General features: G+C 38.5%; 23 protein-coding genes. 1 reads left to right on the top strand and 22 read right to left on the bottom strand.

Translation table 11 applies throughout. From position 1 onward, the window contains the following. Positions 1 to 59 precede the first annotated feature (59 nt). Positions 60 to 1,307 (bottom strand): ABC transporter permease, encoded by a 1,248-nt coding sequence (locus JOC73_RS12100; RefSeq protein ID WP_204403593.1) that lies wholly within the window; start codon positions 1,305 to 1,307, stop codon positions 60 to 62. Continuing rightward, complete coding sequence (locus JOC73_RS12095; protein ID WP_204403591.1) at positions 1,304 to 2,038, bottom strand: ABC transporter ATP-binding protein; 735 nt, start codon at positions 2,036 to 2,038, stop codon at positions 1,304 to 1,306. The genes JOC73_RS12100 and JOC73_RS12095 overlap by 4 nt, the downstream gene beginning before the upstream one ends. A 336-nt stretch (positions 2,039 to 2,374) precedes the next feature. Here JOC73_RS12095 and JOC73_RS12090 point away from each other — a divergent pair, with 336 nt between their 5' ends. Beyond that, positions 2,375 to 3,436: a DUF4236 domain-containing protein gene (locus JOC73_RS12090; RefSeq protein ID WP_204403588.1), complete on the top strand. Its 1,062-nt coding sequence runs from the start codon at positions 2,375 to 2,377 to the stop codon at positions 3,434 to 3,436. A 36-nt stretch (positions 3,437 to 3,472) separates the two neighbouring features. Here JOC73_RS12090 and JOC73_RS12085 read toward each other — a convergent pair whose 3' ends face one another. The 20 genes from JOC73_RS12085 to JOC73_RS11990 all read right to left on the bottom strand — a co-directional run bounded on the left by JOC73_RS12085 (position 3,473) and on the right by JOC73_RS11990 (position 23,103). Next, on the bottom strand, positions 3,473 to 4,306 hold the full coding sequence (locus JOC73_RS12085; RefSeq protein ID WP_204403586.1) for a PhzF family phenazine biosynthesis protein: 834 nt from the start codon (positions 4,304 to 4,306) through the stop codon (positions 3,473 to 3,475). Positions 4,307 to 4,592: 286 nt separating this feature from the next. After that, positions 4,593 to 6,317 (bottom strand): NADH-dependent [FeFe] hydrogenase, group A6, encoded by a 1,725-nt coding sequence (locus tag JOC73_RS12080; RefSeq protein ID WP_204403583.1) that lies wholly within the window; start codon positions 6,315 to 6,317, stop codon positions 4,593 to 4,595. After that, positions 6,310 to 7,605 carry a complex I 51 kDa subunit family protein gene (locus tag JOC73_RS12075; protein ID WP_330613185.1) on the bottom strand — a complete coding sequence of 432 codons (1,296 nt, stop codon included), beginning with the start codon at positions 7,603 to 7,605 and terminating at the stop codon, positions 6,310 to 6,312. The genes JOC73_RS12080 and JOC73_RS12075 overlap by 8 nt, the downstream gene beginning before the upstream one ends. Further along, positions 7,606 to 8,079, bottom strand: coding sequence for an NADH-quinone oxidoreductase subunit NuoE family protein (locus JOC73_RS12070; RefSeq protein ID WP_204403581.1), 474 nt, complete (start codon positions 8,077 to 8,079; stop codon positions 7,606 to 7,608). 13 nt (positions 8,080 to 8,092) lie between these two features. Then, entirely contained in the window at positions 8,093 to 8,449 is a 357-nt protein-coding gene (locus JOC73_RS12065; protein ID WP_204403579.1) for a (2Fe-2S) ferredoxin domain-containing protein, read from the bottom strand. Between the two features lie 265 nt (positions 8,450 to 8,714). Then, a complete protein-coding gene (locus JOC73_RS12060; protein WP_204403577.1) occupies positions 8,715 to 9,647 on the bottom strand; it encodes a sigma-54 interaction domain-containing protein in 933 nt (310 codons plus the stop codon). Further along, positions 9,605 to 11,347 carry a [Fe-Fe] hydrogenase large subunit C-terminal domain-containing protein gene (locus tag JOC73_RS12055; protein ID WP_279381057.1) on the bottom strand — a complete coding sequence of 581 codons (1,743 nt, stop codon included), beginning with the start codon at positions 11,345 to 11,347 and terminating at the stop codon, positions 9,605 to 9,607. Before JOC73_RS12055 ends, JOC73_RS12060 begins: the two co-directional genes overlap by 43 nt. Positions 11,348 to 11,568: 221 nt before the next feature. Then, positions 11,569 to 12,126, bottom strand: coding sequence for a nucleotidyltransferase family protein (locus JOC73_RS15180; protein WP_243427963.1), 558 nt, complete (start codon positions 12,124 to 12,126; stop codon positions 11,569 to 11,571). A 117-nt stretch (positions 12,127 to 12,243) separates the two neighbouring features. Next, positions 12,244 to 12,822 carry a GNAT family N-acetyltransferase gene (locus JOC73_RS12045; RefSeq protein WP_204403573.1) on the bottom strand — a complete coding sequence of 193 codons (579 nt, stop codon included), beginning with the start codon at positions 12,820 to 12,822 and terminating at the stop codon, positions 12,244 to 12,246. A 152-nt stretch (positions 12,823 to 12,974) separates the two neighbouring features. Next, positions 12,975 to 13,496 (bottom strand): VOC family protein, encoded by a 522-nt coding sequence (locus JOC73_RS12040; protein WP_330613183.1) that lies wholly within the window; start codon positions 13,494 to 13,496, stop codon positions 12,975 to 12,977. A gap of 6 nt (positions 13,497 to 13,502) precedes the next feature. Beyond that, on the bottom strand, positions 13,503 to 14,819 hold the full coding sequence (locus JOC73_RS12035) for a TldD/PmbA family protein (protein ID WP_204403571.1): 1,317 nt from the start codon (positions 14,817 to 14,819) through the stop codon (positions 13,503 to 13,505). Between the two features lies 1 nt (position 14,820). Beyond that, positions 14,821 to 16,200: a TldD/PmbA family protein gene (locus tag JOC73_RS12030; RefSeq protein WP_204403569.1), complete on the bottom strand. Its 1,380-nt coding sequence runs from the start codon at positions 16,198 to 16,200 to the stop codon at positions 14,821 to 14,823. 289 nt (positions 16,201 to 16,489) lie between these two features. Then, complete coding sequence (locus JOC73_RS12025; RefSeq protein ID WP_204403566.1) at positions 16,490 to 16,951, bottom strand: GNAT family N-acetyltransferase; 462 nt, start codon at positions 16,949 to 16,951, stop codon at positions 16,490 to 16,492. A 236-nt stretch (positions 16,952 to 17,187) separates the two neighbouring features. Next, entirely contained in the window at positions 17,188 to 17,673 is a 486-nt protein-coding gene (locus JOC73_RS12020) for a glutathione peroxidase (RefSeq protein ID WP_204403564.1), read from the bottom strand. Between the two features lie 144 nt (positions 17,674 to 17,817). Beyond that, positions 17,818 to 17,988, bottom strand: a complete 171-nt coding sequence (locus JOC73_RS12015; protein ID WP_204403561.1) for a hypothetical protein — start codon at positions 17,986 to 17,988, stop codon at positions 17,818 to 17,820. 134 nt (positions 17,989 to 18,122) lie between these two features. After that, positions 18,123 to 18,719 (bottom strand): thiamine phosphate synthase, encoded by a 597-nt coding sequence (locus tag JOC73_RS12010; protein ID WP_204403559.1) that lies wholly within the window; start codon positions 18,717 to 18,719, stop codon positions 18,123 to 18,125. Positions 18,720 to 18,722: 3 nt separating this feature from the next. Next, positions 18,723 to 20,036 (bottom strand): phosphomethylpyrimidine synthase ThiC, encoded by a 1,314-nt coding sequence (thiC, locus tag JOC73_RS12005; RefSeq protein WP_204403556.1) that lies wholly within the window; start codon positions 20,034 to 20,036, stop codon positions 18,723 to 18,725. A 158-nt stretch (positions 20,037 to 20,194) separates the two neighbouring features. Further along, positions 20,195 to 21,211: a thiamine phosphate synthase gene (gene thiE / locus JOC73_RS15430; protein WP_204403554.1), complete on the bottom strand. Its 1,017-nt coding sequence runs from the start codon at positions 21,209 to 21,211 to the stop codon at positions 20,195 to 20,197. A gap of 12 nt (positions 21,212 to 21,223) precedes the next feature. Beyond that, complete coding sequence (thiH, locus tag JOC73_RS11995; protein WP_204403552.1) at positions 21,224 to 22,327, bottom strand: 2-iminoacetate synthase ThiH; 1,104 nt, start codon at positions 22,325 to 22,327, stop codon at positions 21,224 to 21,226. After that, positions 22,327 to 23,103, bottom strand: a complete 777-nt coding sequence (locus JOC73_RS11990) for a thiazole synthase (protein WP_204403551.1) — start codon at positions 23,101 to 23,103, stop codon at positions 22,327 to 22,329. The genes thiH and JOC73_RS11990 overlap by 1 nt, the downstream gene beginning before the upstream one ends. Between the last annotated feature and the right edge of the window lie 247 nt (positions 23,104 to 23,350).

Below are 23,350 nucleotides of genomic sequence, written 5' to 3'. Positions count from 1 at the left end.
GACTTCAATAATACTAAAAGTACTATTCTACATTATATTAATAAACACCTTTCGCCTGACTAAATTCTCCTCTTAAACATCAAAGAAAAACTCTTCAAGTAGATTGTAATTGTCGCTACTCCAAGCATTCCCACCAATTCCATCACTGGATGTAGATTAGTTCCTGTAAAGTGTATCCTCAAACCTATTAGAAACAAGATAATGGGGATGACCAACATTAAGGGACCTAAATTGAAGGCCCAGCTTTTATCCTTAAAGGTGAAAGGATAAGATCTCACCCAAACATCCTTAACTAATTGCTCCCAAAAGGAAACTAGAAAATGACTTAATAAGAATGCACCTATCAAGTGGATTGTCGATACAATCAATACCTCTTTAATAATAAATACGGGAGCAATCAATCCCCCAACTACTTGTAAAATGAGCAATAGATTTCCACTATCCCTCAGTATCATTCTAAAATAAAGTAATAGCAAAGCTCCCATAGGATTAAAGGGTTCTAGTTTTCTACCACTAAAAGCTGGGAAAGTTGACTTTTTAGAGCTATACTTGTCCTTTGAGAAGTCCTGCATTAAAATTGAAAACATTCTTGCCCGTTCATTTGACTCATCAGCAATCCAACTACTCCAATTGATTTGCATTTTCTTTTTTACATATATAAGGGTTGCTAACAAGAGAACTCCCGATAGTATCCCTACTAAGCTATACTCCATAATAACCTGAGATTCTCCAAACCAGCCCCTAACAAAAGCAAATGACACTCCCCAATAAAGGGACTTGACCCCCTTACCCATGACCTTACCCCAAAAGGACTTATACCTTTGATATAGTATGAATTTCAAGTTCATGTAGATCAATTTAATCAATACTCCTATCATATATAAAACTACAAAATACTGAATCCTACCTAATTGAAGGATGGGATTTAATATATATAATAGAACTACAAATATCCCCCAACTAATCAATCCTACGGTTATACTTAATCCCTCGGAATAACCTACAAATACCTTTGCGGTATTATTCATTGGGGATAAGAATATCTCATCAGCCACCTTTAGGTAACCCTTAATTGTACCCTTTAGCATAGCCCATACGGTAGCAATCTGTAGTAGTGTAAACCAAGGCTCCTTAGAAATGAACGCAATATATTCTGTAATAAAGAAAAAATAGCTATACCCAATCAGCCCTACAAAAACAAGCGTATAGGCGAGAATAATAATATCAAATTGAAAGGCAATAAATTGATAATATAATCCTAGGAAATAGCGTATTCTTCTTTTCCATAAATCAAAGATTGTATTCATGCCGCTGCCCCCATAAAGTAATCAAAAAGATCCATTAGACTTGCGTCTTTAAGTCCTGTATCATTCCTCATTTCTTCGAGAGTCCCCTTATATAGTACTTTTCCCTCCATCAGTAGGACAAAGCGATCACAAATCTTTTCGGCTGAGTCCAAGACATGGGTACTCATTAATATCCCAAGCCCTTGTTGTTTTTTCTCTTGTAATATTTTCACTAGCGCCTTAATAGCTCTTGGGTCTAACCCTATAAAGGGTTCATCTACAATTAGAATTGAAGGTTCATGAAGTAATCCGCACATTACCATCACCTTTTGTCGCATACCCTTTGAAAAGGAGCTAGGAAAATGATGTAATTTCTCCTTCATGTTAAATATTACTAATAGCTCCTCCACCCTTTTATTAAAAGTTTCTTGATCCATTCCTTTTGCCATACCTGTAAATTCTAAATGTTCCTTAAGAGTTAACTCTTCGTATAATAGTGGCATTTCTGGTATATATGCCATTTTCCCTTTGGCATTATCCCATTCATCATCAATTTCATTTCCATCAATGAAAATTTCTCCCTCTGTAAGGGCTAGTATTCCGAGTATTGATTTTATTAGGGTTGTTTTTCCTGCGCCATTTTCACCTATTAGGCCTACTATTTCTCCAGATTGAATTTCAAAGGAAATATCCCGTAAAATCTCATTGTGATCATATCCACTCCTCAAATTTTTTATCTCTAGTCTACTCATCCCCTGCCTCCTAGCAAAAATCTATTTTATCAAAATTAAAACTATTCTCTATATCTGTTTCCAGTATAAGTTGTAACCTTCCATACTGTCAATTTTTTCTATGTTTCTACTTAACTTTTTTGTCGAAGCGAATATTTCCCGGGAAAATAATGACGAATCTCTTCATATTTATTGCATTTACCTTCTATGAAAATTATAATATTAATTAAATTCAACTTATTCTGTCAATTAACTCGATTTATCATTGGGCAATATGTTTTTGATCTCCTCATCAAGTCATTATTTTGTGTGGAGACTTTATATCTTTTATGTATTGAAAATAAAAGGAGGGATTTTATGGGATTAAAATTCAGAAAAAGTGTTTCTCTCGGCAAGGGACTCCGTTTAAATTTGGGCAAAGAGGGGGTTAGTATCAGTGGCGGCGTCAAAGGACTAAGGGTGGGCGTAGGTCCAAGGGGTGTTAGAACCTCTGCCACCATTCCAGGCACAGGTGTTACTATTACAAAGAGCCTTTCGCTTCAAAAATTAAAGGCATTAACTGAACAGAAAAACTATGCAAAATCACCAGTGACTGTGGTGGAGGGAAGTCAAATCCCTAAGATTCTATCCAATGAAACCCCTATAGAGCTTCGCAGCAAGTACTATATGTTTCAATCCTGCTTAGGCTGTTTAGCCATTTTATGTATTTTGACAAGTTATTTTGAACCCCTTTTACTGGTTGCTGGTGGTTTGCTGATTGTAGGAAAGTTGCTTTGGAGAAGACAGACAGATTTAACCGCTATTGAGTATAAAAATATCGGACAACATTTCCGTAGTAAGAAATATGAACAATGTATTAAATCTATAGACATTGTTTTGCAACATCCCAAAGCAGACCCCAAGCTATTGTTGCTGAAGGCAGAATGTTATCTCAATCTTGACCTCACTGATCTCGCCTATGAAGTCTATCAGTCCTTCTTTAATCATCACCTTCATCTTTTAGATGATGCCCCTGAATATTGGTCCCCTAAGGTCAATACGATTCTGATGGCGATTGAAAAAGGAGATAGCCCCTTTGCCCTAAATGTTGCTGAAACCCTTGTAAATCAGAACCTAGATGAAATAGATAATCGGTTGTGGAAGGGCTATCTTAAGGGTCTATGCTTTATGGGCTTGGAGGAATTTGAGGCTGCTATTCATTCCTTCAAAGATGCGATTGGTAGGAAAAGAAGTATGGAGGCTCCTTATATCGATACCCACTATCAAATGGGGATTGCCTATAGTCAATTAGGTAAAAACAGCCTAGCTAAAAAACGATTTATAAGGGTGTATAGTTCCAATAGTAACTATAAAGAGATTGCCGAGATTATGGAGGCAATCAATGCTGGTGATGACCCAGTTGATGTTTTAGAAGATTAATTTTAGGTCCTATATCCAAATAGGGGGAAGACCCTATTAGATTCTAATAGCCTTCCCACCTACAAATACACTGTTGATTTCATCCTGACTCCCTGTCAATTCCACCTTTATTTCCGAAGGCTGATTCATACTATATCCCTGCTCAAAAACCATCTTCTGTGAAATTCCCTCTACATACTTCATTAAATAACAGGCTAAAGCTCCACTGGCAGTACCTGTGGCAGATTCCTCATCTATTCCATAAAGGGGTGCAAAATTTCTACAATGGCTAGTGGAGGAATGAAGAGTCTCTAATGTAAAGGCATGTATTCCAACTACTCCATATTTTTCACTTATATCACTAATTGCTTGATGGTCTGGTTGTAATTGATGTAGGGTCTTGATATCCTTTACTGCTAATATGATGTCGGGGAGTCCTGTAGAGACAACTTGAATTGGAAAATTAGTATCAATATAATCTGTATCACAACTAAAACAGTCCTTTATTTCTTCTACTGATATGATTTCTCCATAATGGGGGCGATTCTGCTCCATGAATACGTCTTCCTCTGATATTCTGAGCTTCAAAACCCCTGCCTTTGTTTCTTGGGTGTATTCTCCCTTTTGAACAATTCCCAGTTCCCTAAGAAGGTTGAAGGTGGCAATGGTGGCATGACCACATAAATCTACTTCTTCTACAGGAGTGAAGAACCTTACTCGAAAGTCTGCTTGATTGGATTTCATCACAAAGGCGGTTTCTGAATACCCAACTTCTGCAGCGATTAATCTCATCTCTTCTTCCGATAGCGCATCAGCCTCCAATACTACCCCAGCAGGATTTCCCCCTTCTTCTGTTTTGGCAAAAGCTCTTAACCGATAAATTTCTTTCATGATATGCTCCTTTCTATAAAAAATTTAAATCTAAAGTACTCAACTAATTGCTTTATTTTTCTTTGATCGATCTATAATGTAAACGACTCTGATATGGCTGTTCATTGGTTCCCTCCCCTACTTACTGAAATTTTTGCTTAGAAATAACATACCATAATATAGAAATAATGTAAATCTACCTTAAGTTCAGTACAAGAAAGACCAGCGGTCGTCGCGTATAGGTAACACGCGAGAATGCTGATCTTTCGCAGTGTCGAAGAAAATGATGGCTTTTCAACAGGCTAAACTATTCCTCACTTTCATCATGATAGTGAGTATGCAACAACTCATGGGATTTTTCCCCCAGAGGTTTTTCTAAAAACTCTTCATATAAAGTCTTTACTACTGGGTTGAGATGGGACTTTCTCAAGGCTGAAGTTAGATCTACTTGATAAATGGCATTGATTCTTTTTTCCTTGACTTCGTTGGTGCTAGGGATAGGTTGCCCACCACCACCGATACATCCACCGGGGCAACACATGACTTCTATAAAGTGATAGTCTGCTTTTCCTTCCTTGATCAGGTCTAAAATCATCTTTGCATTCTTTAGACCATTGACTACAGCTACTTTGACTACCACCTCACCTATTTCAACCGTGGCTTCCTTAAATCCATCAATTCCCCGTAGATTTTCAAAGTCGATCTTTTCAAGTTCCTCACCTGAGACAACTTCGTAGACTGTTCGTAGGGCTGCCTCCATTACACCACCAGTGGCACCAAATACTGCCCCTGCCCCAGATGATATGCCGAATGGATTGTTGAAATGTTCTTCCTCCAGTTGATCTACTTTAATACCCGATTGCTTAATCATTCGGGCTAGTTCCCTTGTGGTGATGACGATATCCACATCTTGATAGCCACTGTCGGTCATTTCTGGTCTTTGTGCCTCCGTCTTTTTAGCGGTACAGGGCATAATGGATACAACTATAATATCTTTAGGGTCAATACCTACTTTTTCGGCATAATAGGTCTTTGTTAAAGCTCCAAACATCTGTTGAGGCGACTTGCAGGTGGATAGGTGCCCAATTACTTCTGGATAGAAGGATTCCACAAATCTGATCCACCCTGGACTACAGGAGGTCAACATCGGAAGATTTTTACCCTGCTGGATTCTTTGTAACAGTTCATTTCCTTCCTCTATGATTGTCAAATCTGCTGTAAAGTTGGTATCAAATACCCCATCAAATCCTATTTTTCTTAAAAAGCTTACGATTTTTCCAGTTACGATCCTACCAGCTTCCATTCCAAACTCTTCCCCTAAAGCCACCCTGACGGCTGGTGCCATCTGCACCACCACATGCTTCTTGCTATCTTCTATGGCATCCCAAACTGCCTCCGTATCATCCTTTTCATAGATGGCTCCAACTGGACAGACATTGATACACTGACCACAATAGACACATTGCACTTCACAGAGGTCTTTATTATAGGCTGGTGCAATTTTCATGTCACTACTACGATTGATATTATAGATTGCCCCCACCCCTTGAACATCATGACAAACCTCAACACATCTGCCACACTTGATACATTTGTTTGAATCCCTCACGATGGATGGGTTGGAACGATCTATTGATAAATCCTCTACAAATTGGTCTAAGTCGTTTTCTTGTACCCGCAGTTCTTGGGACAGGGACTGTAGCTCACAATTCCCATTTCTTCTACAGCTTAGACACTCCCCATGATGATTTGCAAGGATCATCTTTAATATCAGCTTTCTCGATTCTCTTATTTTTTTCGTGTTGGTTCTAATGACCATTCCTGCCCTTACAGGGGTACAACAGGCTGCTACGAAGGAATTGTACCCCTCCACTTCTACGATACAGATTCTACAATTACCCTTTACCTTTTGATCTGGGTGATAACAAAAAGTTGGAATATCAACATTTATCTCCCTAGCAGCCTCCAGTATTGTGGTGTTTTCATCCACAATGATTTCTTGCCCGTCTATATATACCTTCAATTTAGCCATTGATTTTCACCTCTCCCTTTGGATGACATACACCCGATCTACAGAATCCATTAATATGCTCCATGTATTCCCCATTAAAATATTTTAATGTTGTTAAGATGGCCGTTGGAGCTGCCTGACCCAATCCACAAAGGGAGGACTCCTTCATGATTGTGGCGATTTCGATCATTAATCTTAGATCCCTTTCAGCACCATTGCCATGGATGATTCTATCAATGATTTTACAAATATGACGATTTCCCTCACGACATGTAGTGCATTTACCGCAGGATTCATGGTTGAAAAATTTAGTCGTCATCTTAATAAAATCTAATATACAGGTTTCTTCATCCACAACCAAGATTGCACCTGAGCCTAAACCAATACCATGCTTCTTTAATACATTAAAATCAAGCTTCAAATCCAAAAGACTCTCTGGTATACAAGCCCCTGAAGAACCCCCCAGCTGGACAAATTTTAACTGTTTATTTTTCTTAATTCCACCACATATATCATAAATAATCTCCCTTAGGGTCGTTCCAAACTCAACTTCAAAGACACCTCTATTGACTACATTACCACTGACGGAGATTAATTTTGTACCGCTACTACTTGCTGTACCATATTTTTTGTATTCCTCTGCTCCACCAGAGATGATTAGTGGAATATTGGCTAATGTCTCAACGTTGTTGACTAAGGTTGGTTTTCCCCATAGACCAAATTGTGGTGGATAAGGGGGCTTAAATCTTGATCGACCGGGATTCCCTTCAATAGACTCGATTAAGGCTGTTTCTTCTCCACAGACATAAGCCCCTGCCCCTGATCTTACCTCCAGGTCGAATTCAAAATCCTGCCCTAGGATATGTTTTCCAAGGTAGCCCTCATTTCTTAATACTTCAATGGCATTTTTAAATATCACCTGCTCCTTTGAATACTCTCCTCTTATATAGATAAAGCCTTTGGTAGCACCTACAGCATAGGCGGCAATCATCATGCCTTCAATAATCTGCATTGGTGACCCTTCTAAAAGCACTTGGTCTTTAAAAGTTCCAGGCTCCCCTTCGTCGGCATTACAGATTACATATTTTTCTGACGCTCCCTCTGCTGCTACAAACTGCCATTTCAGCCCTGTTGGGAAGGACGCCCCCCCTCTACCTTTTAGATTTGAATCCTTTATCTCATCTATTACTTCGCTAGGTGACATCTGGAACAGTGCCTTTTCAAAGCCTTGGAATCCGCCTCGGTCTTTATACTCCTTTAGGGATAAGGGATTTATTTTTCCTGCATATTTTGATATGAAGTTTACCACTTATACCACCTCCTTGATGAGTTTATCAATGATTTGATTAACTTTCTGGGGATTCAAATTACCATAAACCTCTTCATTTATTTTAATGGCTGGAGCTAAATGACATGCTCCAAAACAACTGGTGTATTCCATCGAAAACATCTGATCATTCGTGATTTCTCCAATGTGGATACCCAATCTATTTTCCAACGCTTTGACGATTCCATTGGCTTTACTGACGTAGCAGGGTCCACTATTACAAATCTGGATCACATATCTTCCCTTCTTCTTTGTTGAAAGCATGGAGTAGAAGGAGGCTACCCCATAGGCTTTACTTAGGGGAATATTCAACTTTTGGGCAATCAACTTTAGTTGTTCCTCCGAAACATAGTGTTCATGTGAGAGGGACTGGACTGCCAACAGGATCTCAATCAATTTATCTGGTGTTGCACCGATCTTTTCAATGATTTCAATTATCTTTTTTCTCTCATCCATTTTTTTAACCCCCCTACATCTTTAAAAGCCATTTCTTTATTTCTTCTTCCAAGATTGCATGGGAAACGACAATCGCTTTTGCTTTGTCAGCCGTAACATACTCATAGGTGAATCGCTTTCCATCTGGGGTATAGATATCCAACATCGGCTCTTTGGCACATAGCCCTGCACATCCTGTTGTTTCGATCACCACATTATTAATTTCACCGTCGGCGATGACTTCCTGCATTGCCTTTAGGACTTCACTGGCACCGACACTGATGCTACATACGCCATATCCAAGTACCACCCTAATCTTTCCGTTCCTTTTTTTCTGGATATTTTCTTCAGCAGATATCCTTAAATTGTCATAAAACTCGTTATAACTCATATAAGAACCTCCCTCTTTTTTCTTGTTGCTAATATATATCGCATGTATCGTGCCAGATTTGGCAATGGAGTTGTCCTATTTGTAAAATTTTCAGAATATTTAATTTATTATTCTGTAGAGACTAGTTTTCATCTAGTTTTCAGCTACTTATTTGCCTAATATTTTTCTTGATTCCTTAGCAATGAAGAGCAGCCCAATGATTCCCTACTGCATAAAAAAAAGGAAGTGATTGATTTCATCACTTCCTTTTAATGCGCTGGTGCATCTAATCATGCTTCAATGCATTACTTTTGATATACTTGTGGATTTTTCTAACGACTGTCGATTGATTAACCCCTAAAGCCTCCGCCATCTCATAGGTATTCTTATATTTCTTATATGCCCTTTCAATCAATTTTCTCTCCAATGCTTCAAAGGCTTCTTTTAAAGGGATAATTCCCTCTAATTTTACCCGTTCATAGACGCTCTGATTGTCTTCTATGAAAAATAAAGGTAAATTTTTCTCGTCAATTTCATCCATCTGAGTAGTGACCACCAATCTTTCTATGACATTTTCTAGCTCCCGCACATTCCCAGGCCAACTATATCTTTTGAAAATATCCTCCACCTCTGGGGTAAGCTCCTTATTACACCTGTACTTACGATTGTATTTTTCTATAAAATAATAGCATAGGGGAATGATATCTGCCCTTCTCTTCCGCAGGGGAGGAATCTCTATGGGTACGACATTGAGGCGATAATAGAGGTCAGATCGGAACTTGCCCTCCTGTACCATCTTGAAAAGATTTTTATTTGTGGCTGCGATGATCCTTACGTCGACTTCTGTTTCGGATAGCCCCCCTAGTCTCATCAGTTTCTTTTCCTGTATTACCCTCAATAGCTTCACCTGTAGATTTAGGGGCAGCTCCCCAACCTCATCAAGAAAGAGGGTTCCTTCATGGGCTAGTTCAATTAATCCAGCTTTCCCCTTCCTCTGGGCTCCTGTAAAGGCACCTGTTTCATAGCCAAAGAGTTCTGATTCTATCAAGTTTTCTGGTATTGCACCACAATTGATGCTGATCAAAGCTTTATCATTTCGCTTGCTTAATTTATGAATGAGTTTCGCCACAACCTCTTTCCCTACCCCCGACTCCCCGAGAATAAGGACAGTAGAAATTACAGATGCCACATTACTGGCAGTATGGAGGACTTCCCCCATCTCAATACTATTGGCAACAATGTTTTCACTCTGGAACTCACAATTCTTAGCCCTATTGAGATCCTGAACATGATATTTTTTTCTAGTCTCATGGTTTCTTCGATTTGAGTTTTTAATTTGTTCAGTTCATCAATATCTCTAATATTGGTAACAACCCGCTTAATATTTCCCCCTTCGTCGAAAATAGGGGTGCCAGTGGTGAAATACTTTTTATTGTTAAAGGTATTTTGAATAAAGGATATTCTCCTTTTTTCCTTCAATGTTAGTAATGTTGCTGAGGGCAGAATAATTCCCTTACTTTCCATTTCATGAATTATTTCATCATTATTTCCTTCTTTATACCCCACCATTTTATTCCATGCCTTATTGCTTTTTAGTATTCTCCCATCACCATCTGTTACGACAATTCCATCATAGGAGGACTCGATAATGATCTCCAGCTCATCCTTCAGGGTGGTTATTTCCTTAAACTTTTCTGCTAAGGTGTTATACAACTTTTCTTTTTTATCTAATAGATAGGGCAAACACATGTCTACTTCGGCAATCCCTTGAAGGACTGCCACTGCCTTATTTTCACATGTACTATAGCCACAGGCTCCACAGTTTAGTTCATCTTCTTTGCTATATTTATTTGTTTGATTTAAAACTTTTTGTATGTCACCTTTTGAGGGCCATGGTAAAATACTTCTTCTATTTTTAAAAGTTCTAGATAGATCAATATCCGATTTTACTTCCATTGGCTCTTTTGTTTTTTCTTGATGAAAATGATTAATGACATTGATTTTTTCATAATAGTTTAAATAGCTATCAATCCTAGGTCCTTCAATACAACCTTTGCATAGGAGGACATCTATTAACTCCATCTGGAGCTTATCTTCTAATATGGCGTCAATCATTTGTAGACATTCCCGATCGTTATGTATGGAGTCATATTGAAGACTGTTTAACCCCTGTAGGATATTAAGATTGCTTTTTAATCCTGTGGATAGGGCAAACTGCCTACCTTTGTCGGAGGCTGCACCGTCGATTTCCCCCTCTTCTACTTTAGTCAGGTCTATGGCCTCTTCATTAAAAATCTCCTTCATTTCTTTAAAGGTTAATACACTATCAATGATCCCCTTTACCTGCGGTTCAAAAGCCTCTGATTTTTTTGCAATACAAGGTCCTATAAAGACAATTTTTAAAGCTGAATCCCCATCCTTATATTTCTCTCTTATGATTTTTCCAGTGGCAATCATGGGTGATATAAAAGGTAGCAAGTGTTCTATCAACTCTGGATAGTGTTTTTCAATCATTGAGACAAAGGCGGGACAAGCGGTACTGAGGAAGGTTTTTTCTTGATTCTTTATCATAAATTCGTCTAACTGTCTACTCAATACCTCAGCACCTACAGCCACTTCCCATACTTGACTAAACCCTAACTGCTTTAGTCCACCAACTACCTTTTTATATGAATAGGGATAAAAACTAGCTACAAAGGAAGGAGCCAGACATGCAATGACATTTTCACAGTTTCTTAGCATTTCTAAGGTATGTTTTTTGTAATCTATAATTATTTTTGCGTTTTGAGGACAACTCTTAACACATTTACCACAATTGATGCATCTGGAATGAATGATACTGGCTTGTCCATTGCTTATTTGAACTGCATTAACTGGGCAATTTCTTACGCAAGAATAACATTGTTTACATTTGTTCATGACGACACTAATAATATCTTGTATAATAACTCACCCCTTTATATAAATTCATGAGCAGTAACACTGTATCAGTTAAGCTAGAAGCATTAACTAGTCATACTCATATATAATCATATGCAGGGGATTCTCATATTTGTACTACTATTCCTTTATTCAACTCAATATTATTTATAACATTAATAAAGCAGTTGTATAGAAAATCCCTCTATACAACTGCTTGTCTATCCCACTTCCGCTAATAACTCCTTAGTCCTTGATATTACCTCCGGTGGCAGACACATCTGCAGGGCTCTTTCAATTAATTGGTGGTGCTTTATTCCATGTTTTATAAAATATTCTTCTATGAGCTTTACCTTTTCTTCTCTATTGGGGAGCAACTGATAGACTATATACCAATCCTCTAGGGAGGTCAGAGGGATTTTAACCCCTTTCCTTTCCATACACCCAATGATGGATTCTTCGTCAAAGGGAAATTCATAATCTCCACGACTATGCTTAATGGTGAAGCCCCCCATCACATCTATATCCATAGTCTTTACTTTGTATTGATTAAAGAACTTAGTTTTATAGGTTAAGGTAGCTTCTTTTTCTTTCCTCTCCCCTATAGATTGCAATACATCGTCTAATGCTTCAGCATCACCAAGTGATACTAATATATCCATATCATTTGGGTCGTCGATTAAACCATAATGATGAAGGACTAGAGATCCCCCTAGCCCCCATCTGATATTTTGATTGTTAATTTTTTCTGCCACATAAGCCAGTGTGTCAAAGTTCATTCAAGTAGTACTCCTTCCTCAAAGCCCACCACATATCATATCCTATAGAACCACTTTTTCGAAACTATAATTCAGGGTTTTTCTGGTTATCCACCCTTCCTGCAACAGTTGTAAATGCTATTCTAATTCTATATACCAAATCAGCATCACTTCGTCATCCATATCACCATAGTAGGCATATTCATTGATTTCCCCCAACACAGCTCCTTGACTTTTGTAAAATTTACAAGCAGCCACATTATTGTTTTGGGTTTCAATTTTCAGTTGAGTACAGTTCCTTTCCTTAGCCCACGCTTTAGCAGCGTTGATCAACTGACTTCCGATCCCCATACCCTTGTACTCTGGGGCTACCCTAATATCCCATACTACTGTCAGGTCCTTTCTTTTAGCCAGCATATTGACTCCCTCAGTATCAAAGGCCAAAGTAATTCCAGCCACTGGTTTATCTTGATGGTAGACAATAAAAAATCCCCAATTACTTAAATCAAAACTCGATTCCCACTCAAAAGGGTCTTGGTCCAGACCAATATCTTTTATATATTCCTCTATTTCTACTTCTTTAAAAAGGATTCCACCTAAGCCTCCATCAACCTTTTGTAGTTCATACTTAGATGAAAACTTTCCCAACATAGGGATTTGAGCATATTCATTAGAATGTTCTTTTGTAACTTCTTTTATGACTATATCTGACCTCATTGTCTTACCTACCTATCTTATAGTCGCCTTCAAACTAAAGACTAAAGGAAGCTTTCCTTTTCCCCAATTCTCTATCTTGACTTGACTTGACTTACTAACTTACTTAACCTAACTTAAATTACAATTTGCAACTATAGATTGATATCTGAGTCCTAATCAATCACCAACATATCCTGCTCATCAAACTGCCACATGTCTCCGTAGGCTACCTCCCAATAATAACCATCAGGATCAGTGAAGTAGCCACTATATCCCCCCCAGAAAACCATTTGAGGCTCTTTTACAATGGTGGCTCCTGCCTCTTTAGCCTGTTGAAAAATCCCATCCACTTCTTCCTTTGATTTAGCATTGTAGGCTAATGTAATTCCAGAGAATCCTTGTCCTGTTGGTGGATTTTCTTTACTGATGTCCTCTGCCAGTTCCTTCAATGGATACAGGGCTAATCTTGTTCCGTTATTTTTAAAAAACACTATATCAGGATTGTCCTCTTTGACGGATGTCTTAAAGCCCAGTCCATCCCTATAAAAATATAGTGATCTATTAATATCCTTTACCCCTAAAGTGATTAGATTCATTCGATTCATTTTTTCATCTCCTATCTCAATTCTTGTTGTTACGTATGTATTTGCTTTAATCTCATCATATGTGATGATGTAGACAATCTGTTCTACCATGACTACCTATTTCCCCGTCACCAATACTCGATTACTCTTTAGATATGGGATCTTAAAGAAACCTGCATCATGTCTTTCTATGGAAAGTGCCTCAATGTCTTTTAGAACTTCAAATATATTGAAGGTTGCCATTGCTTCTGATACCGCTCCAGCAATTTTACCATTCTCAATCAAGAAGCTGTTTTTTGCAACTCCAGAAAAATCACCGTTTGGCGATGGTTGTCCCCCAGAAAGTCGAGAGATTAAAATTCCTCTATCTATTCCAGAGATCATTTTTTCAAGGGAAGTAGTACCAGGCTCAACTAGGAAGATGCCCCCCTGATTCCCTGCCCGCTTTCTGCCAGATTTATTAGCACCGTATAAAGAAAGTAGATGACTCTTTAATACTCCATTTTCGATTACAGTTACATCTTCTACAGGGAATCCATCCTCTGTAATCCCATAACCTCCACCAACTTCATCCGATAGGGGAGCAGAATGCCAAGTTAATTTAGCATCGCATACCTGTTCTCCGATTGAATTCTTCCATTTAGAATAATCCTGTATAAAGGCATTGTCTTTTAGTGCTAATTCCTCCAACTCACTAAGAAACTCTGCCACCACTGTAGGGGCAAACATTACATTTCCCTCTAATCTACCGTTGAAGGGTTCTGCATTCAATTCTTTTTCATTTCTTCCAATTGTATCTCTCCAGTATGTATTGTTTAAAAATGGCTCATCAAGGCCAGTTGGCGTACTCATTACATAGTTAAAAGAAGAACTCTTTTCTTCATCTACTGCGTTGAACATTGCTCCAACTTCATATCCATAAAGTTCTTCCAGAAGTTCAGTCCCCTTTGTATTTTTTAGGACGGATGTCTTCATTTTGTAGTTAGTTCCCATTTCCACCAACATCACTGCTGGAAAATCAGCCTTTACGGAATCCACAAACTCCGCCGTCATCTGGGTTAGTTTCGTTTTGATATCCTCTATTTCTTTTTCCCCTTCTGGTTTTTTCCCCATTACAATATGCTTTGGGGTTTCTACAGCTGATAAATCATAGGCGGGGTCGGGTTCGGCAGTGGATACAGAAGCCATTAGAGCGACTAGTGCCTTTTCGCGATTTTCTTTCGAAAGATCATTGATGACTGTATTGGCTCGTTTTTGATCCTTTAGGACCGTCACATTCAACACTGCATTTTCTACAGAACGGACTAAATCCAGCACCCCTGCATTCCCGTAGACTTCAAAGTCATCACTCTCGGACAATTTCACCTCTACTTCATCGGCTCCAAGCCCCTTTAAGTATGCGATTGTTTCATCTATAATCCCTTTATATTTCATCTTAGTTACCTCCAATATTCATACGACATTTTAAAGTTGGTCCACCATCGGCAGTTGGCATCATTTGCTTTTTACCACAATATCCATTGTTAAAGAATTGTAGATCATCCGCCAACATAGTAGTGCTTTTTAGTACATCAAAAGCCATCCCTGAGACAGTGGTTTCCTTCAATGCTCTTCCTAATTTTCCATTTTTAATTTCATAACCCAATTGAACCCCAAACATAAATTCACCAGTACTGTCGGCTTGTCCATTGGATGAACTCATGATATAATAGCCATTTTCAATTGAAGCAATCATGTCTTCTATCTTATCTTTTCCTGGTAAAATAGCTGTGTTCCTCATCCTAATCAGAGGTTCATCAAAGAAATCAAATGCACGGGCATTCCCGGTAGGCTTAACCCCTAGCTTTTCAGCCGATTGTAAATTGTGCATAAATCCTTTTAGTATTCCATTTTCGATAATCACTGCATCCTCTGCCTTTGTCCCTTCATCATCTATAAAGACAGGCATTGCTAAAAGTTCTCCATTGTAGGTGTTGGCAAAATCCACTAAAGATACCTTTTCATTTGCCACCTGTTGCCCCACTAAATGACCGATGAAGGAACCCGATAACACAGTGTCGGCTTCTGCCGTATGTCCTACTGCTTCATGGGCAAGGATTCCAGTAAGCTCACTACCGATAATCACATCCGCCATACCCGCCTTTGCCTCAACAGCTTCCGTTTTATCCACTAGACGTTTATATGCTAAATCCACTGTTGGATATAGATCTTCTGGTTTTTCAAAATGATCTTCAAAATCCCCAGCACCACCTAATATTTCATAATATGAGTAAGGTATCCCGTCTTTTTCTTTAATCATTCTGATATAGATGTGGGAACGAGTCCAAAGGGAATATAATACACTGCCTGGGGTATTGATTAGATCCTTTTCCATATCCAGTTCAATTAAACGAACCATTCGACTTTTTAGATCTGGGTAAGTTTTAGCGATATAGGCATCCACCTCCATTAGAAACCGTAAGATTTCCGATGTTGAACGTAGACTCTTTTTTGTACTTAGGTCCATGCTATGTTGAAATGGATTAAACTGAAGTGCTCCTTGGGTATTCTTTTCAAAGGGTTTTAAATAGTCGGCATTTCTCTTAGCTTTTTCAAGTACTTTCTTCACCTCTGACTCTGAAATTGTTTCAGAAGCTGCAAATCCCATAATACCTCCCGATAAAACTCTAGCAGATAAACCCTTTTTAGAGCCTACTTCATTCTTTGTGATTTTACCATCCATTATAATAATATTTCTTGTTCGATTTTCTTGAACTCTTAATTCCCCATAAGCTGGTAATAAATGCTTGTAGGGTGTTAAATTAAATATTGTCATTAAAAAACCCTCCCTTAATCAATTACATCTGTAAGCAAATAGTTAATGAATCAAGTTTTTCTTAATTCCACAATTAGCTAAGTTCTTTTTAATCCCTGATATCACATACATTACCAATCCTTTAATACTGTCCTCACAAAAAAATTACGCAACCTCAATCTCCACACCGCCCTATTGTCAAAAAATAAAAGCTATTATGAATTTTATATTCAACATAATAGCTTTATTTCCTTTTATTATTCTGTTTTTGTTTCCAATAACTGCATATAAAACAACACTTAACAGTTCGTTACTTGACCTTCTCATAATAAAAGAGATTCATTTTATCTGAAAATGCTTCTTCCCCAATCTTTCTATAACCCATTTTTTCATACAGATAATGATTCCTATATTCCATATGGGGGGTGTTTAAGCTCCAAGTGGTTGCCTGTGGGTATAACCCCTCTAAATGCAACATCACCTTTTTTCCTATTCCCTTACCTTGATGGGTAGGATTTACATAGATTCTATTTAGGTAACAATGGGATACTGACTTGATTCGAACCTCTGCCCCGCCTATTAACTCATCATCCATATATATGGTGTAATGGTGATAATGCTGTATTTTGTATTGAAGTCGTTCTTTTGCCTCTGTTGCAGGGCTTGTATCGTAGTCTTGATATCTTTCCAAAGCCTCATGAAAAGCACTTTTCTGAATTTCTAGTAGTTCCTCTACTTCATCTAAATTCGTTCTTTTAATCAACAGTTCCATAATGCACCCCCTAATTTTTAGGTCTTGGCTTATCAGTCCTACCACTCTTTTTAAGTCCTATTGAAACTCATTAAGACATCCTTTTCTATTTTTATCCCCCTCATTTTTTCTCACTGAATCCTGCAATAAGTACTTATTTCTATTAGATTGTCTAGTGTATTATTCCATATATTTGATAATAATCCTTCAAAAAAAAGTCTCCACTTTTATGAGATGAAGATTTAATATGATCCAAATTAACGCTTTGTTTGTATTAGTTTTTCAATATCTTTTTCTATTTTTATCGGGGACGTTATTGGTGAATATCTTTTGATCACATTCCCATTTTGGTCTATTAAGAATTTTGTAAAATTCCACTTAATTTCTTTACTAAAGATTCCTTTTGTCTGGGACTTTAAAAATTTATACAGGGGATGGGCATTTTCCCCATTTACATCTATCTTTTCAAACATTGTAAAAGTAACTCCATAATTCAGTTGGCAAAAATCTTGAATTTCCTTATTATTACCTGATTCTTGATTAGCAAATTGGTTACAGGGAAAACCTAATACCTGTAGACCACCATCTTTATGTTGTCGATAAATTTCCTCCAATCCCTTTAACTGAGGAGTTAATCCACATTTACTGGCTGTATTAACCACCAACACAACATTCCCTTTGTACTGTTCCATCCTCACTTCCTCTCCGTAAATATCTCTTGCTGAAAAGTCATAAAAACTCATCTAACCCGCTCCCTTCAACGACCAATACTTGAGATTCAACTTTTATCCTTCTTTTATTGAATTTAACAATTCATCCAAGTACTTCTATTAAAAATAGCAGTAGATAAATACTTAACCTCTGCTATTCATTCTTAATCTATTATTCTATTCTTGGTACGGTAAGGACATAACTTCCCCACCGTTAATGTCTACTTTTCTTTTCTCAGAACCATTGTAGCTTCCAGTATCAAAATAAACTTCTAAATAGATATATCCTTGGGCTACTGCAAAGGGGTCCCCATGGGTTTCTGTTAGTTGTCTCTTTGATTTTGTCAATAAATCATATAAGTTATTCTACACATCAACTAACAATCCTTTATTTTTATCAATTATTCTTACTTCATTTATTAGTCTTCATTTATTAGTTTAGATACTCACTCAAAAACCCTCACCCAAGTGGGTGAAGGTCTTTAACTCATCATCTTCTTAAACATCTCAACAACCTCAAAAACATCCTCTGCCGCCATAATACCCGACATGACAGCCACTCCCTCAACTCCAAGGTCCATTACATCCTTTACGTTCTCAGGAGTAATTCCTCCAAGGGCAATTACAGGAATAGACACCTTTTCCTTGATCTCTTTAATAAGCCTCAACCCCTTGGGCTCTAGTCCAGCTTTACAGGCAGTCTCAAAGACATGACTGGCTAGAACATAACTAGCCCCCCTCATTTCTGCCCCCAGTGCCTCTTGGAGACTATGGACCGATACCCCCACTAGCCCTTCAAACCCAACGTGAAGTTTTTCATTTATAAAGGTATCAAAGCTTAGTTGAATCCCATCAGCCTCTACAGCCTTTGCTATCTCTATATTGGAGTTGATGATTAATAATACTTTTCGTTCTCCAATGATTTCCTTGACTCCTTCTGCTATAGATTGGAGTTCCTCTTTGGGTATGTCTTTTTCCCTTAGGATAATGGCGTCTACACCACCCTCTATAGCTTTTTTGATGGTGCTAAAATAATTTCCTTCTTTGACAATCTTTCTATTGGTAATTAAGGTTAGCATTAATTAATCATCTTCTCTTAAGATATTGATGTTTTTCCCCGCCATTACTTTGTTCATGTTTCTCATGGAGCACATCTTTCCACACATTGTACAGCTATCCTCATGCTCTGGCATAGATTCTTTACGGTATCTTCTTGCCTTTTCAGGATCTATAGCTAGTTCAAACATTCTTTCCCAGTTTAACTCTTGTCTTGCTTTACTCATTTTATAATCCCATTCTTTTGCTCCTTTGATGCCTTTTGCAATATCTCCTGCATGGGCTGCTATTCTTGAAGCGATAATTCCTTCCTTCATATCATCAAGATTTGGAAGTCTTAGATGCTCTGCTGGTGTCACGTAGCATAAGAAGTCTGCTCCACTACTGGCAGCAATAGCTCCACCGATTGCACTGGTGATATGGTCGTATCCAGGGGCAACATCCGTTACAATTGGTCCCAATACATAGAAGGGAGCTCCATGACAAAGCTTCTTTTCCAATAGCATATTTGCAGCGATTTCATTGATTGCCATATGTCCAGGCCCCTCAATCATTACTTGAACATTTCTTTCCCATGCTCTAAGGGTAAGCTCTCCTAATATAATTAACTCATGGATTTGACTGGCATCTGTTGCGTCATTGATACTACCAGGACGACATGCATCTCCAAGACTTAGGGTTAAATCATACTCCTCACAGATATCCAATAACTGATCATAGTAAGCATAGAAAGGGTTCTCTTGGTTGTTTAACTCCATCCACGCATATAGTAAAGAGCCACCCCTTGAAACAATGTTAGTCAATCTAGGGTTTCTCTTAAAGATATCTGCTGTAGATTTATTAATCCCAGCATGAATTGTCACGAAGTCTACTCCGTCTTCTGCGTGTTTCTTTACAACATCTAAAAACTCTTGAGCTGTAATATCTTGTAATTCTTTATCATAGAAACCTACTGCATCGTACATGGGCACTGTCCCGATCATAGCTGGAGACATGTCAATTAATCTTTTTCTAAATTCCTCTGTCTTACCAAAAGAACTTAAGTCCATGATGGCTTCTACCTTCATGTCTATTGCTGTTTGCACCTTTTCCAACTCAGCGTCAATACTTGGACAGTCCTTTGATATACCAAGATTTACATTGATTTTTGTTCTAAGACCTGTACCGATTCCTTCTGGGTCAATGGATTTATGGTTTTTGTTGGCAGGGATAGCCACCTGTCCCTTTGCAACTAATTCCCTAAGTACTTCCGCATCCATATTTTCTTTACGGGCAACAATCTCCATTTCTCTCGTAATGATCCCCTTCTTTGCAGCATCCATTTGGGTTGTATAACTCATCCTAATCAATCTCCTTTTACAATATATTTTCTGGTGTTCATGTCGTCTATTCAAAAGCCTATTCAAACTGCTTGTCGAAAGCCTTAGATTCAAGAAACTAAAAAATTCTTCCAATGTAACCTATGAACCAATACCTGAGAAGCAGTTTTCTCACACCTTTAATCCCCTAAGATGCTTCTGATTTCCTTCACTTTCTCTGGTATTGATTCAGCTCCAACAATTTCTGAAATCATAGCAAAGCAACGTCCTCCCCTCTGCTTGACACTGGCAATATTACTAATATTGATTCCACCAATGGTAACATGGGGGATTTTGATATTTTCCGCCACCCACTTTAGATACTCCAGTCCGTCGGATTCTTCAACATTCTTTTTAGTATTGGTGGCAAACATAGGCCCTACTCCAATGTAATCTGCCCCTTCTGCCTCTGCCTGCAGTGCCTGCTGAGGGTTGTGGGTGGATACCCCCACTATGAGATTCCCCGATAGCTTCTTTAATTCCTTATAGGGTACATCCTCTTGTCCGATATGTATCCCGTCTGCCTTTACTGCAAGAGCCAAGTCAAGGTCGTCGTTAACAATAAAGATCACACCTGCCTCCGCTGTCATCCTTCTAATCTCAAGGCATTGTTGATACTTCTCTATTTTAGATTTTTCCTTTTCCCTGTATTGAATCACCTTGATTCCAGCCTTTATCATTTCTGCCACTACTTGGATATTGTCCCGCCCATTTGAAAAGGCTTCTCCCGTGATGCCATAGAGGTCTGTGTCTAATACTGGTCTTTTGAGGGCAAATGTTCTTTCCAACTCATAGAATTGATATCGTAGGACTTCGTAGGCTTTAGATGCCTCCCGATTACCAATCACCTTTAGGGATTCCTCAATACTTCTGATTCCCTCCTGTACCCGCTTGAAATTTGCCTCCACTAAGTTTTCTATGCTTTCCTTGTGATCAAGGCTACTCTTTGCAGATATTTCAAAACCGATATCATTGGCAGCATCTCGATATTCCTTTAATGAGATATGACTTAAGGTTTTCCGTACCCCATGTCTGAGCTTTCTTAGTTCCTCAGTCATTTTAGGATTTTCCAATATAAATCTAGAAATGTCTTCTAAAACCCGTATTCCCTCCGATACACGATTCACATTTACATCTATAATACGATAGAGCTTCATTCCTCCACCTCCCTAAATAGGCATCCAGTTCTTGAAAATTGGCTGATAGCCCTTTCCAATAATGGCTTCTTTAATTTCCTCCACCGAACGATGATCCCCTATCTCAAACTGGCTTGTGCCTTCCTCTTGGCTACTATGTCCCCCTACTGCTGTGGTGACACCTGCCGACATCTTAGTGACTCCAAGGGGAATGAGATGATCCCGATAGTTCGCCATCTCCCTAGTGGAAATGGTAATTCCTCCATGGGGTAAAAAGATCCTCAGTGCCAGTAGGATTTGAACAAGATCACGATCATCCACAAAATCCAAATCGTCGAAGGCTCCAATATGGGGGCGCATTCTTGGCAAAGACACACTGACTTCTACATCCATGTACTTGTTTTGTAAATAATTGGCATGGAGTCCCGTCATAAAGGCCTCCTGCCTCCATTGACCTAGACCTAGCAATGCTCCTATATTAACACTTCTGATTTTTGCTTCACATGCCCGCTCTGCTGCTTCTAGTCTAAAATGGTAGTCCTTTTTGGGCCCAGCTAAATGAACTTTTTTATAGACATCCTCATCATAGGCCTCTTGATAAATAGTCAGTCCGTCCACCCCTGCATCGATTACCTGCATGTATTCCTCTGTAGAAAGGGGGTAGATTTCGATGGAAATGGAACTAAAGTATTTCTTCAGTACCTTCGTTGCCTCTAAAATATAGGAAACAGGGGTCTCTTTTCGTGATTCTCCTGTGAGGATTAAAATATGTTTTAGTCCTGTCTTTGCAATTGCCTTTGCTTCTTCTTCAATTTCCTCTAAGGTCAGTTTATCCCGTTTGATATCATGGTCTACGTTAAAACTACAATAGGCACAACGATTAACACAATGGTTTGATAAATACATTGGGGTATAAAGAAGTATGGTCTTTCCAAAGTATTGTACCGATAATTCATGGGCCCTCTGAGCCATTTCCTCTAGATAGTTACTTGCCTTTGGAGATAGGAGGGTTAAAAAGTCCAGATGACTAAGCTTTTGCTGTTGTAGAATCCTTAATATGTCCGACCCTGTAATGCTACTAAAAAAAGCCCCATAGTCTAATCCTTTGTAGGATAAGCTTTCTTCTAAAAAGCTCATTATTCCTCAACCCCTCTTAAAAATCCAGTCAATGGCGAAGATGCATTGGCTAATCTTGCCTGTGGCCCTACCTTTGATAAGTAGGCCAAACGACCAGCCTCTACTGCTAAACCAAAGGCTCTAGCCATTTCGATCGGGTTTGAAGAAGATGCAATAGCTGTATTTACCAATACGGCAGCCGCCCCCATCTCCATCGCTTCAGTTGCTTGGGATGGTTTTCCGATTCCTGCATCCACTATGATGGGAACTTTTATTTCATCTATTAAAATTTGTACTAATTCTTTTGTTCTTAGCCCTCTATTTGTTCCAATAGGTGCTCCTAGGGGCATGACTGCTGCTGCTCCTGCTGATTCCATTGCCTTTGCCGCCATTAAATCTGGACTCATGTAGGGTAATACCACAAAACCTTCCTTTGCCAAGATCTCTGTAGCCTTGATGGTTTCGTAGTTATCAGGTAATAAATATTTGTTATCAGAAATAACCTCAATTTTAATCCAGTTTCCACAGCCCATTGCCCTTGCTAGCCTAGCAATCCTCACGGCTTCATCGGCATTTCTAGCCCCGGAGGTATTGGGTAGTAGAACAATATCCTTTGGTATGTACTCTAAAATGTTTTCTTCTTTTCCCTCTAAATCGACCCGTCTTACCGCCATGGTCACTACTTGTGTGCCACAGCTTTCAATTACCTTTGGCATCATTTGATTGCTGGCATATTTCCCTGTACCGATCAATAGTCGGCTCTTTAGTGAGACCCCGCCAATTATTAACTCATCCATCTTTTCAGCTCCTTTTTTTCTACTAGTTTCTTCACTCCTACACCACTACGCACTTGAAATTATGCCGTAACTAAAAGAGGATGTTAGAAACCTACATACTAATTTTTTATGAAAAGAAACCATTGAGATTAGTATTTCGGTTTATAACGAAATCCTTTATACCATTTAAGGTAGACTTCGTTGAAATACATTACGGGAAATTATGTATATATGAAATTAAATGTGCATAATTCCCTATGTATTATAA

Origin of the sequence: Alkaliphilus hydrothermalis (assembly GCF_016908555.1) — a bacterium.
In the GTDB taxonomy this organism is placed as follows: domain Bacteria; phylum Bacillota; class Clostridia; order Peptostreptococcales; family Natronincolaceae; genus Alkaliphilus; species Alkaliphilus hydrothermalis.
Note: the sequence above shows the minus strand (reverse complement) of the source record. Positions and strands in the feature narration are given on the sequence as shown.

What these genes read in the sequence shown, in the direction of transcription:
- JOC73_RS12100 (WP_204403593.1), bottom strand. Translation starts at nt 1,307, where the DNA reads ATGAATACAATCTTTGATTTATGGAAAAGAAGAATACGCTATTTCCTA.
- JOC73_RS12095 (WP_204403591.1), bottom strand. Translation starts at nt 2,038, where the DNA reads ATGAGTAGACTAGAGATAAAAAATTTGAGGAGTGGATATGATCACAAT.
- JOC73_RS12090 (WP_204403588.1), top strand. Translation starts at nt 2,375, where the DNA reads ATGGGATTAAAATTCAGAAAAAGTGTTTCTCTCGGCAAGGGACTCCGT.
- JOC73_RS12085 (WP_204403586.1), bottom strand. Translation starts at nt 4,306, where the DNA reads ATGAAAGAAATTTATCGGTTAAGAGCTTTTGCCAAAACAGAAGAAGGG.
- JOC73_RS12080 (WP_204403583.1), bottom strand. Translation starts at nt 6,317, where the DNA reads ATGGCTAAATTGAAGGTATATATAGACGGGCAAGAAATCATTGTGGAT.
- JOC73_RS12070 (WP_204403581.1), bottom strand. Translation starts at nt 8,079, where the DNA reads ATGGATGAGAGAAAAAAGATAATTGAAATCATTGAAAAGATCGGTGCA.
- JOC73_RS12065 (WP_204403579.1), bottom strand. Translation starts at nt 8,449, where the DNA reads ATGAGTTATAACGAGTTTTATGACAATTTAAGGATATCTGCTGAAGAA.
- JOC73_RS12060 (WP_204403577.1), bottom strand. Translation starts at nt 9,647, where the DNA reads ATGGGGGAAGTCCTCCATACTGCCAGTAATGTGGCATCTGTAATTTCT.
- JOC73_RS12055 (WP_279381057.1), bottom strand. Translation starts at nt 11,347, where the DNA reads ATGAACAAATGTAAACAATGTTATTCTTGCGTAAGAAATTGCCCAGTT.
- JOC73_RS15180 (WP_243427963.1), bottom strand. Translation starts at nt 12,126, where the DNA reads ATGAACTTTGACACACTGGCTTATGTGGCAGAAAAAATTAACAATCAA.
- JOC73_RS12045 (WP_204403573.1), bottom strand. Translation starts at nt 12,822, where the DNA reads ATGAGGTCAGATATAGTCATAAAAGAAGTTACAAAAGAACATTCTAAT.
- JOC73_RS12040 (WP_330613183.1), bottom strand. Translation starts at nt 13,496, where the DNA reads ATGGTAGAACAGATTGTCTACATCATCACATATGATGAGATTAAAGCA.
- JOC73_RS12035 (WP_204403571.1), bottom strand. Translation starts at nt 14,819, where the DNA reads ATGAAATATAAAGGGATTATAGATGAAACAATCGCATACTTAAAGGGG.
- JOC73_RS12030 (WP_204403569.1), bottom strand. Translation starts at nt 16,200, where the DNA reads ATGACAATATTTAATTTAACACCCTACAAGCATTTATTACCAGCTTAT.
- JOC73_RS12025 (WP_204403566.1), bottom strand. Translation starts at nt 16,951, where the DNA reads ATGGAACTGTTGATTAAAAGAACGAATTTAGATGAAGTAGAGGAACTA.
- JOC73_RS12020 (WP_204403564.1), bottom strand. Translation starts at nt 17,673, where the DNA reads ATGAGTTTTTATGACTTTTCAGCAAGAGATATTTACGGAGAGGAAGTG.
- JOC73_RS12010 (WP_204403559.1), bottom strand. Translation starts at nt 18,719, where the DNA reads ATGCTAACCTTAATTACCAATAGAAAGATTGTCAAAGAAGGAAATTAT.
- thiC (WP_204403556.1), bottom strand. Translation starts at nt 20,036, where the DNA reads ATGAGTTATACAACCCAAATGGATGCTGCAAAGAAGGGGATCATTACG.
- thiE (WP_204403554.1), bottom strand. Translation starts at nt 21,211, where the DNA reads ATGAAGCTCTATCGTATTATAGATGTAAATGTGAATCGTGTATCGGAG.
- thiH (WP_204403552.1), bottom strand. Translation starts at nt 22,327, where the DNA reads ATGAGCTTTTTAGAAGAAAGCTTATCCTACAAAGGATTAGACTATGGG.
- JOC73_RS11990 (WP_204403551.1), bottom strand. Translation starts at nt 23,103, where the DNA reads ATGGATGAGTTAATAATTGGCGGGGTCTCACTAAAGAGCCGACTATTG.